Below are 16,740 nucleotides of genomic sequence, written 5' to 3'. Positions count from 1 at the left end.
AATAATGGGATTTTTTGATTTCTTGACCGAGGAAATCGCGATCGATTTAGGTACCGCGAACACTCTAATCATTCACATGGACAAAGTCGTTGTTGACAGTCCGTCGATTGTTGCCAGAGACCGCATTTCTGGTAAAATCATTGCAGTTGGCAAAGAAGCTAACATGATGCAAGGTAAAACTCATGAAAACATAAAAACGATTCGACCTCTTAAAGATGGGGTAATTGCAGATTTTGATGCATCTGAAAAGATGATCAATATGTTTATCAAAAACATTCCCGCTCTAAAAAAGAAATGGTTCCCACCTGCATTACGAATGGTGATTTGTATTCCTTCAGGAATTACAGAAGTGGAAATGCGAGCGGTAAAGGAATCCGCTGAACGTGTAAATGGTAAAGAAGTTTACTTGATTCACGAACCAATGGCAGCAGCAATTGGTATCGGATTAGATATCATGCAGCCAAAAGGAAACATGATCGTTGACATAGGTGGTGGAACTACAGAAATCGCGGTTATTGCCTTGGGCGGAATTGTTTGCGACAAGTCCGTCAAAATTGCAGGTGATGTTTTCACCAATGATATCATTTACTACATGCGTACACAACACAACTTGTATGTTGGCGAAAGTACAGCTGAGAATATCAAAATCGAAATTGGTTCGGCAACGGAAGACTTACAAACACCTCCAGATGAGAAGTCAGTACAAGGGCGTGATTTGTTGACAGGAAAACCAAAACAAGTTCAGATTTCCTATCGTGAAATAGCGAAGGCGTTGGATAAATCTATTCTACGTGTTGAAGATGCGGTTATGGAAACCTTATCACAAACACCACCAGAGTTAGCGGCTGATATTTATAATACCGGTATTTATTTAGCCGGCGGAGGTTCTATGTTACGTGGCTTAGACAGAAGACTATCACAAAAAACTGATCTACCTGTGTATATAGCCGAGGACCCCTTAAGAGCGGTTGTTAGAGGTACTGGTATCGCCCTTAAAAACTTAGAACGCTACAAGAGTATTTTAATCAAATAGGAGTTTCAAACCAAAACCCTGATTGACTATTACCTACGTTTTTATAGATTTTATCTTCTAGATAACATCGCATAAAATTAAAGATGCATGCAGCAGATTATCAACTTTATCTTACGGTATAAGAATTTCATTCTTTATATCTTTTTGATGATCGTCTCTTTGGGTTTTACAATTCAATCGCATTCTTACCATCAATCAAGTTTTTTTAACTCTTCAAGCTGGATTACGGGAAATATCTATGAAACCTCTTATGGTATTACCTCCTACTTTGATTTAGAAAAGGAAAACAAAAAATTAGTTGAAGAAAACGAGTGGCTTCGCCACCAACTGTTTAATAAAAAAGATTCTATTGCGGTTCAGTTGGATTCTGTTCTAATGACTTATACCGTTACTTCAGGCCAAGTCATAAAAAACAGCTACGCCAATCAACGTAATTATATAACTATAAATAAAGGAAGAAAGGATAGTGTTAAGCCTGATATGGGTATTATTACCCCAGAAGGCATTCTTGGAATAGTAGAAAACGTATCGAAAAAACATGCTACTGTACAAAGTATCCTAAACGAGAATTCGAATATCAATGCTAAACTAAAAAACACGAATAATTTCGGCTCCCTAACCTGGAATGCTAGCAACTATAATACAGTTCAATTAGTAGATATTCCACGTCTAGTGCCGTTGGTTATTGGTGACACCATTGTAACTGGAGGCATGAGCAGTATTTTTCCTGAAAATGTTCCCATAGGAACTATTAAAAAGTTTGACCTCAATGACTCAAAGAGCTTTTGGAATATTGAGGTTGCCCTATTCAATGATATGACAAATATCAAAAATGTATATATCGTGAGTAATACGGATAGAGAAGAAATTATAGAATTACAAGAAGAGACCGAAAGTAATGATTAGTAATTCATACTTCATCAATGTTATTCGATTTGCGCTACTTGTTTTAGTGCAGGTTCTTGTATTCAATAGGTTGAACTTTTTTGGGTTTATCAATCCGATGGTATACATCTTATTTTTGTATTGGTATCCTATCAAACAAAATAGAGCTGCGTTTATCGGGCTTAGTTTTTTGTTAGGCCTTTCAATTGATTTCTTTTCAGATACCATGGCAATTAATGCTGCATCAACCATAACTATAGCTTATCTGAGACCAGCAATAATGCGTTTTGTTTTTGGTGTGAACTATGAGTTTCAAAGTTTCAAATTAGGTAATGCGACGAGGGTACAACAATTCACATTTTTAGCGTTATTAATAGTAGTACACCACTTGGTTTTCTTTACTCTGGAGATTTTCAGCTTTTCTAATTTGCTATTAATTTTGAAAAAAGTTGTCTCAATTAGTGCAGCTACCTTGGTACTTTGTTTATTATTTGGTTCTCTTTTTAGCGTAAGAAAAGAATGAAATCGACATGATTAAAAAAATAGTTAACATAAGTGGGAATGATGTTTTTAATTATCTAAGGTTACATCTGACCTCTAAAAAAAAGCTTAAAACAAAAAGATGAAAAAACTTCTACTTTCATCGATTATTGTAATTATAGGACTCACTTTTATAGGGAGACTTTCCTATTTGCAAATATTTAGTTTTTCTGCAGATCAATTAATGGAAGATCCTGCTATTAAAGCAATCTACGACTACCCAGAGCGAGGTTATATTTATGATAGGTATGGTAAACTATTAGTGGGAAACGATCCGGCCTATGATGTCATGGTAATTCCGAGAGAGGTAAAAGCCCTTGATACACTTGAATTCTGTCAATTGCTGGATATTGAAAAAGAAAAATTCAAAAAGGAACTAAGAAGGGCACGAATATATTCTCCAAGACTCCCGTCTGTTTTGGTTCCTCAACTTTCCAAACAAGATTATGCGCGGTTACAGGAAAAAATGCGCCGATACCCTGGGTTCTACATTCAAAAACGTTCTCTCCGATACTATGCGACCAACGCCTCTGCAAATGTCTTAGGGTATATTAGTGAGGTTAATGAACGTGATTTGGCCAAAAACCCAAACTATGTACAGGGAGAGTTGACTGGTCGAACTGGAATCGAAAAAGTATATGAAGATACCCTAAGAGGGAGCAAAGGCGTACAATACATTCAAAAAGATAGGTTTAATAGGGATATTGGTAAATACAAAGATGGCGTTTTGGACGTACAGCCTGTCCAAGGAAAAGAGATTCATATTACCATAGACAAAGAACTACAAGAATATGGTGAACGCTTGATGCATGGAAAGCGCGGAGGAATCGTAGCAATAGAACCTAGCTCGGGGGAAATCTTAACCATGATTTCAGGTCCGACTTATGAACCATCATTATTGGTAGGGCGAAAACGTTCTAAAAACTACAGCAAACTGCACTATGATACGATTTCCAAACCAACTTTCGATCGATCAATTTTAGCCGAGGCTTCTCCAGGGTCTCCATTTAAGACTCTTAATGCTTTAGTCGCATTACAAGAAGGGGTAATAGTTCCGAGTACAAGTTTCAAGTGTTATAATGGTTTCTATGTGGGTAGAACACTTCGAGGTTGTCATTGTGGTGGCGGTACTAGAAATATGAACGTGGGTATTTATAAATCGTGTAACGCATATTTTGCAAATACCTTTCGAAAAATATATGAAAAATATACCACTACCGACGAGGCCCAAGATGTGTGGTCTAAGCACATCAAAAGTTTCGGTCTCGGAGATTATTTAGGTTCAGATCTCCATACTGGTAGAAAAGGTAGAATTCCTACCAAAGAATATTATGACAAATGGTACGGGGATAATCGTTGGTCTTCATCTTATATTATTTCGAACTCTATTGGGCAAGGAGAAGTTTCTGTGACGCCAATTCAATTAGCCAACATGACTGCAGCTATTGCTAATCGAGGTCACTACTTCACGCCACATGTAATCAAGAAAGTTGCTGGAACTGACATTAGCATTCCCGACTTTGTCAAACCAAAGCATACTACCATTGACAAAAAACACTTTGATCCTGTTATCAGAGGAATGGCAGATGTATACAAAAAAGGTACAGCAGAATACGTACAAATACCTGATATCGAAATTGCCGGAAAAACAGGAACCGTTGAAAACTTTACCATTATCGATAGTGTTAAGACGCAATTGACCGACCATTCTGTTTTTGTCGCATTTGCGCCCGTCGAGAATCCCAAGATTGCTATTGCAGTATTTATTGAAAATGGATATTATGGAGGTCGATATGCCGGTCATATCGCATCCTTGCTAATTGAGAAATATATTAAAAGGGAAATCACTAGAAAGGACCTTGAAAAGGTTATGTTATCAACAACTTTAGAGTCCGAATATGCCAAGCCCTATAGTGGTGAACCTTTCAAAATCAATGAATACAATTGGAGGAGTTTACATGCCATAAAACCAAAAACGGAGGAAAACCCTTCTAAATAAATTCGCATGGCTGGCAAAAGTGTCCTAAAACGTATCGATTGGCTTACCGTTTTTATTTATCTAGCACTTCTAACGATAGGGTGGGTAAATATCTATTCCAGTACATTTACCGATGAGAATCTTTCGATTTTTGATTTTAGCACACTTCATGGCAAACAACTATTTTTTATTGGAGTAACTTTTGGTGCGATTATTCTAGTTCTCGCCCTCGAAGCTAGTTTCTATGAACGATTTTCAAGTGTTCTTTACATCATAGCGATGGTTTTGCTTTTAGGTCTCTATCCTTTCGGAAAGACGATTGCTGGGGCTACCTCATGGTATGACCTTGGCTTTTTCAACTTACAGCCCTCGGAGTTGGCCAAAGTCGCCACAGCACTTGCGCTGGCAAAATACCTAAGTGATATACAAACCGATATAAAACGAAGAAAAGACCAACTATATGCCTTTTTGGTACTTCTAATCCCAGTAATATTGATTGTTCCGCAACCGGATCCTGGTAGTGCCTTGGTATTTTTCGCAATGGTATTCGTTATCTTCCGAGAAGGACTACCCCTATATTATCTTGGTTTTGCATTTCTAGCCGTTTTGGTTTTTATTACAACACTTATGTTCGGAACAATATGGGTAAGTATATTTCTAGCCTTATTTATTGTTCTTTTCTTGTTGTTAAAAAGAAAGACTTTTAAAGTGCCAGTTTTTCCAATGATTTCAATTGCTGTAATAGCAATACTCTTTTCCTTATCCGTAAATTTTGTGTTCAATAATGTTTTTGAACAACGGCACCGCGACCGTTTCAGCTTATGGCTTCGCTTAGAAAAAGACCCAGTAAAGTTAGAGAAAATTAGAAAAACTATAGGGTACAACACCTACCAGTCTGAAAAAGCAATTGAGTCCGGTGGTTTCTTTGGAAAAGGCTTTTTAGAAGGAACCCGTACAAAAGGAGATTTTGTACCCGAACAGGAAACTGATTACATTTTTAGCACCGTGGGTGAAGAATGGGGGTTTGTAGGAACTACAACAGTAGTTTTACTTTTCACTTTGATGCTTTTGCGACTTGTTTATTTGGCAGAACGACAGAAGAATCCGTTTAGTCGCATGTACGGGTACGGGGTAATCTCAATCCTGTTTATTCACTATTTCATAAACATCGGAATGGTAATCGGAATACTTCCCACTATTGGTATTCCACTACCATTTTTTAGTTATGGTGGCTCAGGACTCCTGTTCTTTACAATCTTGTTGTTTATCTTCTTGAAGCTTGATTCAAATCGTTTAAAAGAGGGTATTTAAAACTTCCAATTCTGAATCCGAATTTTGCTTTCTAACTTATCCTCTGCTTCATCCGGTAGTTCACTGAAAAAATCTATTCCAGTTCGTTTTTCTATTTCATCAATGCTTACAACAAATTGTTTGATGGATTTGTTACTAGGCCGGTTCTGCATTAAAAATGCAATTGCCTTTAAATCTTTCGAACTTCCTTTAGCAATTATTTTATAATAGTAACGAGGAACATCAACACCTTCCTCTCCTATCTCATCTAAGCCACTTTCAAGAACACCTCCTGTAATAATGAAATGGGTACCATTTTTCTTTACCCATTGACGTGTTTTTATTTCTAATTGATTCCAGACCCCTGCATTAAACTCTCTATTCTGCGGACTTATATTACTCGTATAAAAGGTTTCGTTGTAAGCATACTCAGAAAAACGTCGATCTCCTGCTGGGCAGAGATGTCCTCTGTCATATCCTGAGCCCTTATAATTTCGCCAATCCGCAGATTTCGTTTTTACCTTAGGATCTTCTATAAAATAGGGTCGCTTGCGGTCATCATAAGTCAAATGCTTCTTTTCTAAAGGATAAGCCACCCATTCCGCTTGTTCAAACGGCTCATTGTACGAAAGTGAATAGTAGTCATGATTAACAATTGCACCCGTTGTCGATGTCGGAAGCACATAAGAAGGCATATCTGTTTGTATACTTTGTCCGTCAGGAGAAGTATAGGTATCCGGTGTGTAGAAATTTTCGAAGAGCCAAAAGCCCACAAGACAAATCAATAACAATACCGTATAGATTGTTCGGTTTTTTACACTTTTTCGCATGGCCAAATTTACTGTAATTTCAATGGAAATCCTTCTGATAATCCTGTAAGATATTAGCCTAAATTTCGACTAATAAATTGTATTTCCCCATTTACTTTTTTTACCTTGGATGGGGATTTGTTTATCTATAAATCCGACTAAAAAAGAAAGGAAAAAGATTATGCTTACATGGAAAGATGTTATTCATTTTGCAACAAAAGGAAACCCTAGCCCTGATACTCGAGTGGAAAAAGCAGAAGCTGAGTGGCGAGAAATTTTGACACCAGAACAATTTAGAATTACGCGGCTCAAAGGGACTGAAAGACCACACTCCGGAGAATTGTGTCACATTCACGACACCGGAAAATACAATTGTGTTTGCTGCGGCACACCATTGTTTGATTCGTCGATTAAATTCGAGTCAGGAACTGGATGGCCAAGTTTCACCGAGCCAATTAAAGAAAATGCGATTCAATACGAGAAGGATACCGCATTCGGTATGGTCCGCGTAGAAGTCATGTGCAATACCTGCGATGGACATTTAGGACATGTTTTCCCAGATGGACCCGAACCAAGCGGATTGCGTTATTGTATCAATTCAGAATCTATGATTATTGAAAAAGAGGAGGTAAATAATGGATAATAAAAGTTTAGAAATTGCAACTATTGGTGGTGGATGTTTTTGGTGTGTTGAAGCAGTTTTTCAGCAAATCAATGGTATCGAAAAAATAATATCGGGATACACTGGTGGAATTGCACCAGGTAAACCAACCTATCGTGAAGTTTGCTCAGGCCTAACAGGCCATGCAGAAGTAATTCAGGTATCTTTCGATGCCGAGGTAATTTCGTTTCGTGATATTTTAGAAGTTTTTATGACCAGTCATGACCCAACAACCTTAAATAGACAAGGTGGTGACGTGGGTACGCAATACCGTTCGGTAATCTACTACCATAATGAAAAACAAAAGGAAGTCTCAGAACTGGTGTTGAAAGAAATGACATCCTACTTTGAAGACCCTATCGTAACGGAAATCAGTCCGCTTGGTGTATTTTATGATGCGGAGGAATATCATCAAGACTACTACGCTAATAATAAATCACAGGGGTATTGTAGTGCTGTTATTACTCCCAAGCTTGCAAAGCTTCGCAAGATGCATGCAAGTAAATTGAGGAAAGTTTCAAGTTGACAATCCTTCTTAAACTTCTATAAAAAAAGCCCCGCTCATTGAGCGGGGCTTTTTTTATGTATATCCTTATAGAAATTATCCTTTTACGCTGGCCAATTTACCATTTTTAATGTTGTTGATTTTCAAATCTTGCAGCACATTAACCGCTTCTTCAACATAAACATCCTTAGCCAAATTCTTGTGCCAACGATTTCTCTTTTCACGTAAAACCGAGTCTTGAGTAAATAGCTCTTGCTCATACTTCAATGATTCGAAGGTAAGTTTAGAATCATAATCATTCATCTTCTTGAAATAGTCAGACTTCTTGTTGTCTTTTTCCTTTTCACTTTTATAGGCTTCATAGTTCAAGGAAATCACAGTTTCATCTTGCTGAGACTTGATCCATTGTGCATTCTCCTCAATCAGTTTTATTTGAGGATTAGCAGCCATTCGCTTCGTGCTATTTGCGATAGTTTGATCATAATCGATATAGCCATCCCAAAAGTCGTATTCTGCCGGAGTAATTTTATCCCATTTCAAAGGGTTTGATTGATCTCTTTCTCCGATATCAATATAACTGTACTTGTCTGGAACCACTACATCACTTTTAACACCTTCCAATTGTGTAGAGCCTCCGTTTATTCTATAAAACTTCTGGGTCGTCAATTTCAAAGCGCCCAAATCACCGTTTTCGTTGCTTCGAACAATATTATTCAGATCAATAACATTTTGAACTGTTCCTTTTCCAAAAGTCTGTTTACTTCCTATAACAACAGCTCTTTTATAATCTTGCATAGCAGCAGCTAAAATTTCAGAGGCAGAAGCAGAAAGCTCGTTAACTAATATTACGAGTGGACCATCCCATTGTATACGTTCATCTTTATCATCATATACATCCTTATCTTTTCCTGATGATTGCACTTGAACAATTGGGCCATCCTTTATAAAAAGTCCGCCCATTTCTACAACAGTTTTCAAAGAACCTCCACCATTATCGCGAAGATCTAAAATCAAACCTTCAACACCTTCTTGCTTTAATCGCTCCACTTCCTTTGCTACATCGGTTGCAGCATTGCGCTCACTGTAGTCATCAAAGTCTACATAGAACTTGGGTAAGTGAATTAGTCCGAATTTTTGATTTTCTTTCTTGATATTCGCCGACTTAGCAAAAGACTCCTCCAGCTCAACAACATCTCTAGTCAAAGATATAACCTCTTGTGAACCATCTATCTTTCGTACCGTTAAATCAACAACTGTACCTTCGGGTCCTTTAATCATTTTAATAGCATCATCTAAACGCATACCAACAATATCAACAGGCTCTTCACCATCTTGACCTACTTTCATAATGAGATCACCTACTTCTAAACGTGAATCTCTCCAAACAGGCCCTCCAGATATGATATCGGTTATTTTAGCTCCTTCAGGCTTTTTCTGTAAACGAGCACCAATTCCTTCAAATTTACCTGACATACTTGCGTCGAACTTGTCTTTATCATCAGGCGCGAAATAATACGTATGTGGGTCAAACTCATCCACAATAGTATTAATATACTGAACAAACCAATCTTTACGTTCTAAATCATCAACAAAATCGAAAAATTCAGCTAATGTTTTTCTTGTAGATTCTCTAGAGGATGATTCGGCCTCCTCCACAGACATTGCCTTTTCATTTTCAGCATGACCATGAGCCTTGGCAGTTTCCCCATCTTCATATGCATGCGAAATCTTGGAGTCATAAGTATTTAGTGTAGCATATTTCAGCTGTTGTCTCCAACGTTCTTTCAACTCATCTCTAGAAGTAGCGAAAGACATTTTATCATAAGCTATGTCAATTGTTTCCTCTTTTGAATAATCAAAAGGCTGTTCAAGCACTTCTTGGTAAATTGCTTGCGCGTCGGTCATTCGTTGCACCAAACGATCGTGTACAACATTAAAAAACGTGATGTCGGTATTTTTAATCTGGTCATCTATTTGAAATTTTTGCTGCTCAAACTCTTTGATGTCAGATTCTAAAAAATACCGTTTTGTGGGATCAATGACATCAATAAAATCCTCGAAGACATTCACTGAAAAATCGTCATCAATATCTTTGGGTTCATAATGTCCTTTTGACAAAACATAAGTGATTAAGTCAATCAACAATTTATCTTTATCATCATTTTCAAAGGTCTTATTTGTAAAGCTGCATGAAGCAACCGCAATTAACAATGCAAATAAGCCATAAGCGAAATTCTTCTTCATAAAATTCTGTTTACTATGTAATTTAATCGATGTGAAATAAAATATATCAAAGTAAAACTCAATGTGTGACCTATACTTCAATAGATTCTCTAAGATACTGAAAAAACCGTGCCAGTATGGAGCAAAGCCCCATTTTTTTGTTGAATACGATCGAATAGATATCTTTTTTTAAACGTATTTTTACAACTTAAATTATACACTTTGTCGAAACCTTTGATTCTTGTAACAAATGATGACGGAATTACTGCCCCTGGCCTTAGAGCTTTGGTCCGTTATATGAATGAAATCGGTGATGTCGTGGTTGTGGCACCAGACAGTCCACAATCAGGTAAAGGGCACGCTATAACTTTGGATATCGCTCTGTATTCTAAAAGAATGAAAATCGATTTGGAAAATGGTGCCAACGAGGAATATAGTTGTAGCGGAACTCCGGCGGATTGTGTTAAAATGGCACTTCAAGAGCTTTTAGACCGAAAACCTGATATCTGTGTTAGCGGTATAAATCATGGTTCAAATTCTTCAATTAATGTTATTTATTCAGGAACTATGAGTGCCGCTATTGAAGCTGGCATTGAAGGGGTTCCTGCAATCGGCTTCTCGCTTTGTGATTATTCTTGGAACGCAGATTTTGAACCTGCAGGAGAAAGTATTAAAAAAATTGTCAGGGAGGCACTTTTAAATGGAATTCCTCCCGGGGTCGTTTTAAATGTCAACATTCCCAAATTAGAAGCGAAAGATTTCAAGGGAATCAAAATTTGCCGACAAGCTCGCGCCAATTGGAAAGAGAAATTCGACAAACGTACTAATCCAATGGGCAAAGATTACTATTGGCTAACCGGAGAGTTTGAGCTTTTAGACAAAGGGGAAGATACAGATGAATGGGCCTTGGCAAACGGTTATATTTCGATAGTACCAACCCAATTCGACCTAACCGCGCATCACGCCATACAGAATATAAATAACTGGAACCTAAATGCATAAGAAAGAACTTTTAATAGGATTCGCAGTGGGTATTATTGCGAATACCATCGGTACACTTTTATACATTCTATTATTTTCGGATTTGGGAATAACAGAAACTTTTCAAGCAGCCATTCAACAAGGCCACCTTGGAAGCCTCTTAGCGCTAGGTGCTATTTTGAATCTAGTTGCCTTTTTCTTGTTTTTGAGAATTCGAAGAGATAATAGGGCCAAGGGAGTTTTGATTGCCACAATTATTACCGCTTTGGTTATTTTATATTATAAAGTTTTTTAGGGCAAGATGTTTGGTGCTCGATGCATAAAATCAATTCATCAAACACCATGCATCTAGCACCAAGCTCTTTAAGAAACAAATAATAAATGAAGTACTACATCATAGCAGGAGAAGCTTCAGGAGATTTACACGGTTCAAATCTCATCAAGGCATTGAAAGCCGAAGACCCAAAAGCAGAGATTCGCTGTTGGGGTGGTGATTTGATGCAAGCTGCTGGAGGTACTTTGGTTAAGCACTACAAAGAAATGGCCTTCATGGGTTTTCTTGAAGTTCTGCTAAATATCCTTACAATTTCTAAGAACATTAAGTTTTGTAAAAAGGATATTTACGAGTTCAATCCTCATAAGATTATTTTTATTGATTATTCAGGATTCAATTTGCGCATCGCAAAATGGGCCAAGACATATAATTTCAGCACGAACTACTATATATCTCCTCAGATTTGGGCTTCCCGTGAGGGCCGCATTGAAAAAATAAAGCGTGATATAGATTTCATGTATGTTATCCTTCCCTTTGAAAAGGAATTTTATGCAAAACATGACTTTCCTGTGCATTTTGTGGGTCACCCTTTGTTAGATGCAGTAGCCAATCGATCCGAAATTGACGAACAAGATTTTCGAACTTCTAACAATCTCCATCCTGAAAAACCAATAATCGCGTTGCTTCCTGGAAGTCGAAAGCAAGAGGTGCAAAAAATGTTAATCTTAATGTTATCTCTTACCGGCGAGTTTGCGGACTATGAATTTGTCATTGCGGGAGCTCCGAGTTTGGATGGTGATTTTTATGCACCGTTCTTAAAAAATCCGAATATCAGTTTTGTTTCAAACAAAACCTATGATATTTTGAACATTGCCCATGCTGCATTGGTAACTAGTGGCACAGCTACCTTAGAAACTGCTATTTTTAAAGTTCCGCAAGTGGTCTGCTACAAGGCAAATTGGATATCGTATCAAATCGCCAAACGCATCGTAACACTTGATCATATTTCTCTGGTTAATCTCATTATGAAAAAAGAAGTCGTCAAGGAACTAATTCAAGAAGAGTTGACTACCGAAAATTTGAAAGCCGAATTAAACAAAATACTCAGCGGAGATTTTCGAAACCAGCAACTAGCCTCTTATGAGGAACTGGAAAAAATGCTAGGAGGTCAAGGCGCAAGTGTTAAAGCTGCAGAATTAATTGTTACAAATAATAGCTGAGAAAAACTTCCCAACACAATAGAATTTCAGAAAGTCCCGTTCCACTATTTAGAGGCAACCCTTTTTTAATAGCCCGATAAGAACGCACTTTTCTAAAATATTTATTTAATTTTGAAGGCATGGGCATTAGGAACGCTTTGCATCTACATAAATTCGGGTACCTTTTGTTGGTATTGTTAATCGCAAGTTGCGGTGCTGTTAAAAAGAAAACGACTTACGGTAAAACTTCAAAAAAACGTACCGTTAGCGTTGCTCCTTCAAAAGAAGTTTCTCTTACTAGAGCACCCAGAACACGAAAAGAAAGACCTACTGCTTTATCACCCGCCGATAACATTATCAATACTGCATTGACCTTTTCAGGAACACGATACAAATACGGTGGAACAACGAAAAAAGGAATGGATTGCTCAGGACTTCTTTATGTTTCTTTCGGTGAACATGACGTACAATTACCACGAGTATCCTATAATATGGCAGAAAAAGGAAAACGCGTGCGAATCAATAAAGTTGAAAAAGGAGACTTGCTCTTTTTTAAAACCAAAAAACAGGCGAGAAGAATTAATCATGTAGGCATGGTCGTTTCAGTAAAAGGCGATGAAGTGAAATTTATTCATGCTTCTTCTTCAAGAGGGGTTATAGTCTCTTCATTACGCGAGGGTTTTTGGAATAACGCATTCGTAAAGGCCACTCGTGTCTTATAGTTTTCTTTTTTGACTACATTTAGTGTAAGAAATTACGTTAAATGGCTCTTCTGAAATTTGTTCCTATTAAGCTTACGCTGTGTCTTGTTACAGGTATTTTGATTGGACATTATTTTGACTTCGCGATTTACCATGTCTTATTTTCAACTCTAATTCTTATTGCTTTTCTTGGGTTTCTATTGAGTAAACAGACTAATAGAAACTCCATTTCTTTCGGATTGACGACCCTACTGACCACAATATTTTTGGGAATTCTTTCGGTATCCCTTTGGCAACCTAAAAACCAAAAAGACCATTACACACATCAAAATCTTGAAGAAACATATCTCTGGAAAGTAAAAGTTCGGGAAGTTTTAAAGTCTAATCTTTATTCGGATAGGTATATGGGGAATATATTTTCTATGGATGAAAAAAAGGTCTCTGGAAAGCTAGTTATGAATCTATATAGAGATTCAGGTACGGTCAAATTTCAAGTAGATGATGAGCTTTTCATATTTAGGAAGCTTTCCGAAATAAAACCACCATTAAACCCACATCAGTTTGATTATCAATCTTATTTGGCAAATATGGGAATCTATCATCAAATTCAGTTAGATAGCACAAATCATTTTGTTAATGAGAATTCCTCGAAAACTATCTACGGAATTGCCGCATCGGTTCGAAATAAAATCATTTCCAAGCTCCAAAAAGCTAATTTTGGAAAAGAAGAATTGAGTATTATTCAAGCTTTACTTCTTGGGCAACGCGATGACCTTTCAAAGGAAACCTACAACAACTATAAAAATGCTGGTGCTGTCCATATTTTAGCTGTTTCCGGATTGCATATAGGGATTCTTCTCCTGCTGTTACAATTTTTACTGAGGCCCTTAGAGCGACTCCCAAAAGGAAAAACCATCAAGCTTATCGTATTAGTTCTTCTACTTTGGTGTTTTGCTTTGCTGGCTGGTTTCTCAGCTTCAATAGTTCGCGCGGTTACTATGTTTTCTTTTGTTGCTTATGCGCTTTATTTAAATCGACCTAGCAATACCTTTAATATTCTCGCCTTATCAATGTTTGCGATTTTACTGCTGATAAACCCCATGCTTCTTTTTCAAGTAGGCTTCCAAATGAGTTATGCGGCGGTTCTTGCCATTGTTTGGATATACCCCATGCTGCAACAATTATGGTCTCCAAAGAACAAAATCATCCGTAAAATTTGGCAGCTACTTTCAGTTAGTGTTGCTGCGCAATTGGGCGTATTACCGATAAGCTTGTTTTATTTTCATCAGTTTCCCGGCCTGTTCTTTATATCCAATTTGATTATCGTTCCCGCAATGGGATTGATTTTAGGAATGGGAATCTTAATAGTAATGCTGGCACTTTTTGATATGCTTCCGCAATGGTTAGCTGAATTCTATAACGGTGTAATTGGATTAATGAATTCAATAATCGAGTGGGTAGCACAACAAGAAGCTTTTGTTTTTAAAGACATCTCTTTTGATACGATGCAATTACTTCTTTCCTATGGAATTATTATCAGTCTCCTCATGCTGTTTACGCGGATAAATTTTAAACGTCTTGCTCTATTTCTAGTATGTATCATGAGCTTTCAACTTTGGACAATCTACACATCCTATAAAACCCGAAATACGCAGATCCTACTCCTAGCCCATCGCAGTAAAAATTCTGTTTTACTCTATCAATCCGGATATCAACTTAATGTTACCACCTCAGACAGCATAAGTGCTTCAGCCATAGTTAAAGATTATGAAGTTGCGAAGCGTATCCAAGACATCCTGTTTCCCGATTTACAAAACGGCTATACATGGAGAAACAAAACGATTCTTATGATTGACAGTCTGGGAATTTATCCTTCAGGAAATCACGATTATATCCTGCTTACACAATCCCCAAAAATCAATTTGGAACGTTTAATCGATTCTGTACAGCCAAAACAAATTATTGCTGACGGAAGCAATTATCGAAGTTACATAGCACGTTGGAGAAAGACTTGTGCTAAAAGAAAGCTCCCTTTTCACTATACGGGTGAAAAGGGAGCTTATTATTTTGAGTAAATGATTTAATGATCAGATAATTCGAATCCTTCGGTTTCATCGTCATGAATAAGGGTCTCTTTATCCTCAGCTCCATGTGTTAGTCTCTTGAGAGGTTTTAATAAAAGTATCACAAGAATACCAAAAACTACGGCAAAAATGAACAATCCCCCAAAAACCTTTAGCTCACCGGCCTGAACTGATTTCTCACCAATAACTCCTGCAACTTTATTTCCCAATCCCGTTGCTGCCCAATAAACACCCATCATAAGGGCCATATATCTAGCTGGAGCCAATTTTGTGAAAAACGATAGTGAAACAGGAGACAAACATAGCTCTCCCAACGTATGAAATAAGTAGGCAAGTACCAACCAATACATCGCCGAGCTTCCGTTTGCTTCATATTGTAGTGATGCAAAGACCATATATACAAAACCAACTCCCATTATGATAACTCCTATGGCCATTTTAAATAAGGAAGAGGCTTCTTTTCCTTTTAACTTTCTTCTGGCCCAAAAATTAGCAACCAAAACAGCAAACAAAATTATGAAACCTGCATTTGCTCCTTGAAACCAAGCAGCTGGGACCTCCCAACCCATAAACATTCTATTTGTTTTCTCTTCGGCATAAAGATTCATCAATCCACCCATCTGTTCAAAACATCCCCAAAAAACCAGTACCATTAATAATGATAAAAGAAGTACAACATATCTATCTTTCTCTACTTGTCCATTAAGGTTTTTATAAATCATCATCATCAAACCAGTAATAAGGGATAACACTATGAAAAGTACTCCATAACCCCAATTATCAGGACCTTCAAAGGTAAAACCTGCATATACTGAAAAAGCCAACATTACAGCAACTATTCCTAATTGTAAGGGTGACTTGAAAAGTTGGGAAAACAAGGTAGCCAAACTAACGTCTGAGGATTTCTCTTCTACCGTTGGCGCGTTGCCTACATGCGTCAAAAATCGTTGCCCATATAGATAGACTAACAAACCTAACAACATTCCTATACCTGCCAAACCAAAACCATAGTGCCAGCCGTAAAGGGCAGCAACTAAACCAACCGAAAGTGACGCCGTAAACGAACCTAAATTTATTCCAACATAAAAAATACTAAACCCTTTATCCCGTCTAATATCATTCTGCTTGTATAAACCACCAACCATAGTAGAAATATTTGGTTTTAACATCCCGACGCCAAGAATTACAAGTCCTAAACCTGCATAATATGCCCAAATGGCGTCAATTGCTAGAACCCCATGACCAGCAGTCAATAAAACTGCTCCAATCGTCACTGCCTTTTTTTGACCAATTAATCGGTCAGCGATAAAACCACCTGGAATACTCATAACATAGACCAACATGGTATACCAACCGTATAATGCGAGAGCTTCAGTAGTGGTCCACCCTAATCCGCTCTGAGGGTCATTTTCTAAGGTTTTGGCCGTCATATATAGGGTCAACAAAGCCCTCATTCCATAATAAGAAAAACGTTCCCACATCTCTGTAAAGAAAAGGACATAAAGCCCCACAGGATGTCCAAAAAGTTCTTTTTGATGCGCTGGTTTTAATGCGTCTGCCATAATTAAGTTGGATTT

At 37.5% G+C, this 16,740-nt stretch carries 14 protein-coding genes; 11 read left to right on the top strand and 3 right to left on the bottom strand.

All coding sequences use genetic code 11. The features are described from left to right. Window positions 1-4: 4 nt before the first annotated feature. The 4 genes from FEE95_RS08750 (at window position 5) to rodA (ending at window position 5,747) form a co-directional block, all read left to right on the top strand. A complete protein-coding gene (locus FEE95_RS08750) occupies window positions 5-1,033 on the top strand; it encodes a rod shape-determining protein (protein ID WP_138657482.1) in 1,029 nt (342 codons plus the stop codon). A gap of 87 nt (window positions 1,034-1,120) precedes the next feature. Continuing rightward, the gene (gene mreC, locus FEE95_RS08745; protein WP_138657481.1) at window positions 1,121-1,939 is read left to right on the top strand and encodes a rod shape-determining protein MreC; all 819 of its coding nucleotides are present in this window, start codon (window positions 1,121-1,123) and stop codon (window positions 1,937-1,939) included. A 601-nt stretch (window positions 1,940-2,540) separates the two neighbouring features. Further along, window positions 2,541-4,457 (top strand): penicillin-binding protein 2, encoded by a 1,917-nt coding sequence (gene mrdA, locus FEE95_RS08735; protein ID WP_138657479.1) that lies wholly within the window; start codon window positions 2,541-2,543, stop codon window positions 4,455-4,457. A 6-nt stretch (window positions 4,458-4,463) separates the two neighbouring features. Further along, complete coding sequence (gene rodA, locus FEE95_RS08730) at window positions 4,464-5,747, top strand: rod shape-determining protein RodA (RefSeq protein WP_138657478.1); 1,284 nt, start codon at window positions 4,464-4,466, stop codon at window positions 5,745-5,747. Here the strand turns inward: rodA and FEE95_RS08725 are convergent. Next, window positions 5,744-6,556 (bottom strand): DNA/RNA non-specific endonuclease, encoded by an 813-nt coding sequence (locus FEE95_RS08725; RefSeq protein WP_138657477.1) that lies wholly within the window; start codon window positions 6,554-6,556, stop codon window positions 5,744-5,746. The genes rodA and FEE95_RS08725 overlap by 4 nt on opposite strands. A gap of 160 nt (window positions 6,557-6,716) precedes the next feature. Between FEE95_RS08725 and msrB the strand changes: the two genes are divergently transcribed. Then, window positions 6,717-7,178 (top strand): peptide-methionine (R)-S-oxide reductase MsrB, encoded by a 462-nt coding sequence (gene msrB / locus FEE95_RS08720; RefSeq protein ID WP_138657476.1) that lies wholly within the window; start codon window positions 6,717-6,719, stop codon window positions 7,176-7,178. Further along, window positions 7,171-7,722 (top strand): peptide-methionine (S)-S-oxide reductase MsrA, encoded by a 552-nt coding sequence (gene msrA, locus FEE95_RS08715; protein WP_138657475.1) that lies wholly within the window; start codon window positions 7,171-7,173, stop codon window positions 7,720-7,722. Before msrB ends, msrA begins: the two co-directional genes overlap by 8 nt. A 75-nt stretch (window positions 7,723-7,797) precedes the next feature. Here msrA and FEE95_RS08710 read toward each other — a convergent pair whose 3' ends face one another. After that, window positions 7,798-9,945, bottom strand: coding sequence for a carboxy terminal-processing peptidase (locus tag FEE95_RS08710; protein WP_138657474.1), 2,148 nt, complete (start codon window positions 9,943-9,945; stop codon window positions 7,798-7,800). Between the two features lie 201 nt (window positions 9,946-10,146). On the opposite strand from FEE95_RS08710, the gene surE reads away from it, so the two are divergent. The 5 genes from surE (at window position 10,147) to FEE95_RS08685 (ending at window position 15,154) form a co-directional block, all read left to right on the top strand. Beyond that, window positions 10,147-10,926 (top strand): 5'/3'-nucleotidase SurE, encoded by a 780-nt coding sequence (surE, locus tag FEE95_RS08705; RefSeq protein ID WP_138657473.1) that lies wholly within the window; start codon window positions 10,147-10,149, stop codon window positions 10,924-10,926. Beyond that, the gene (locus FEE95_RS08700; RefSeq protein ID WP_138657472.1) at window positions 10,919-11,200 is read left to right on the top strand and encodes a hypothetical protein; all 282 of its coding nucleotides are present in this window, start codon (window positions 10,919-10,921) and stop codon (window positions 11,198-11,200) included. The genes surE and FEE95_RS08700 overlap by 8 nt, the downstream gene beginning before the upstream one ends. A gap of 86 nt (window positions 11,201-11,286) precedes the next feature. Then, the gene (gene lpxB / locus FEE95_RS08695; RefSeq protein ID WP_138657471.1) at window positions 11,287-12,399 is read left to right on the top strand and encodes a lipid-A-disaccharide synthase; all 1,113 of its coding nucleotides are present in this window, start codon (window positions 11,287-11,289) and stop codon (window positions 12,397-12,399) included. Between the two features lie 119 nt (window positions 12,400-12,518). Continuing rightward, window positions 12,519-13,100 (top strand): C40 family peptidase, encoded by a 582-nt coding sequence (locus FEE95_RS08690; protein WP_138657470.1) that lies wholly within the window; start codon window positions 12,519-12,521, stop codon window positions 13,098-13,100. Between the two features lie 41 nt (window positions 13,101-13,141). After that, the gene (locus tag FEE95_RS08685; RefSeq protein WP_138657469.1) at window positions 13,142-15,154 is read left to right on the top strand and encodes a ComEC/Rec2 family competence protein; all 2,013 of its coding nucleotides are present in this window, start codon (window positions 13,142-13,144) and stop codon (window positions 15,152-15,154) included. 5 nt (window positions 15,155-15,159) lie between these two features. On the opposite strand, the gene FEE95_RS08680 is transcribed toward FEE95_RS08685, so the two are convergent. Beyond that, window positions 15,160-16,725, bottom strand: a complete 1,566-nt coding sequence (locus FEE95_RS08680) for a peptide MFS transporter (protein WP_138657468.1) — start codon at window positions 16,723-16,725, stop codon at window positions 15,160-15,162. Window positions 16,726-16,740 lie beyond the last annotated feature (15 nt).

Source organism: Maribacter algarum (ex Zhang et al. 2020), assembly GCF_005885635.1.
Taxonomy (GTDB): domain Bacteria; phylum Bacteroidota; class Bacteroidia; order Flavobacteriales; family Flavobacteriaceae; genus Maribacter_C; species Maribacter_C algarum.
Note: the sequence above shows the minus strand (reverse complement) of the source record. Positions and strands in the feature narration are given on the sequence as shown.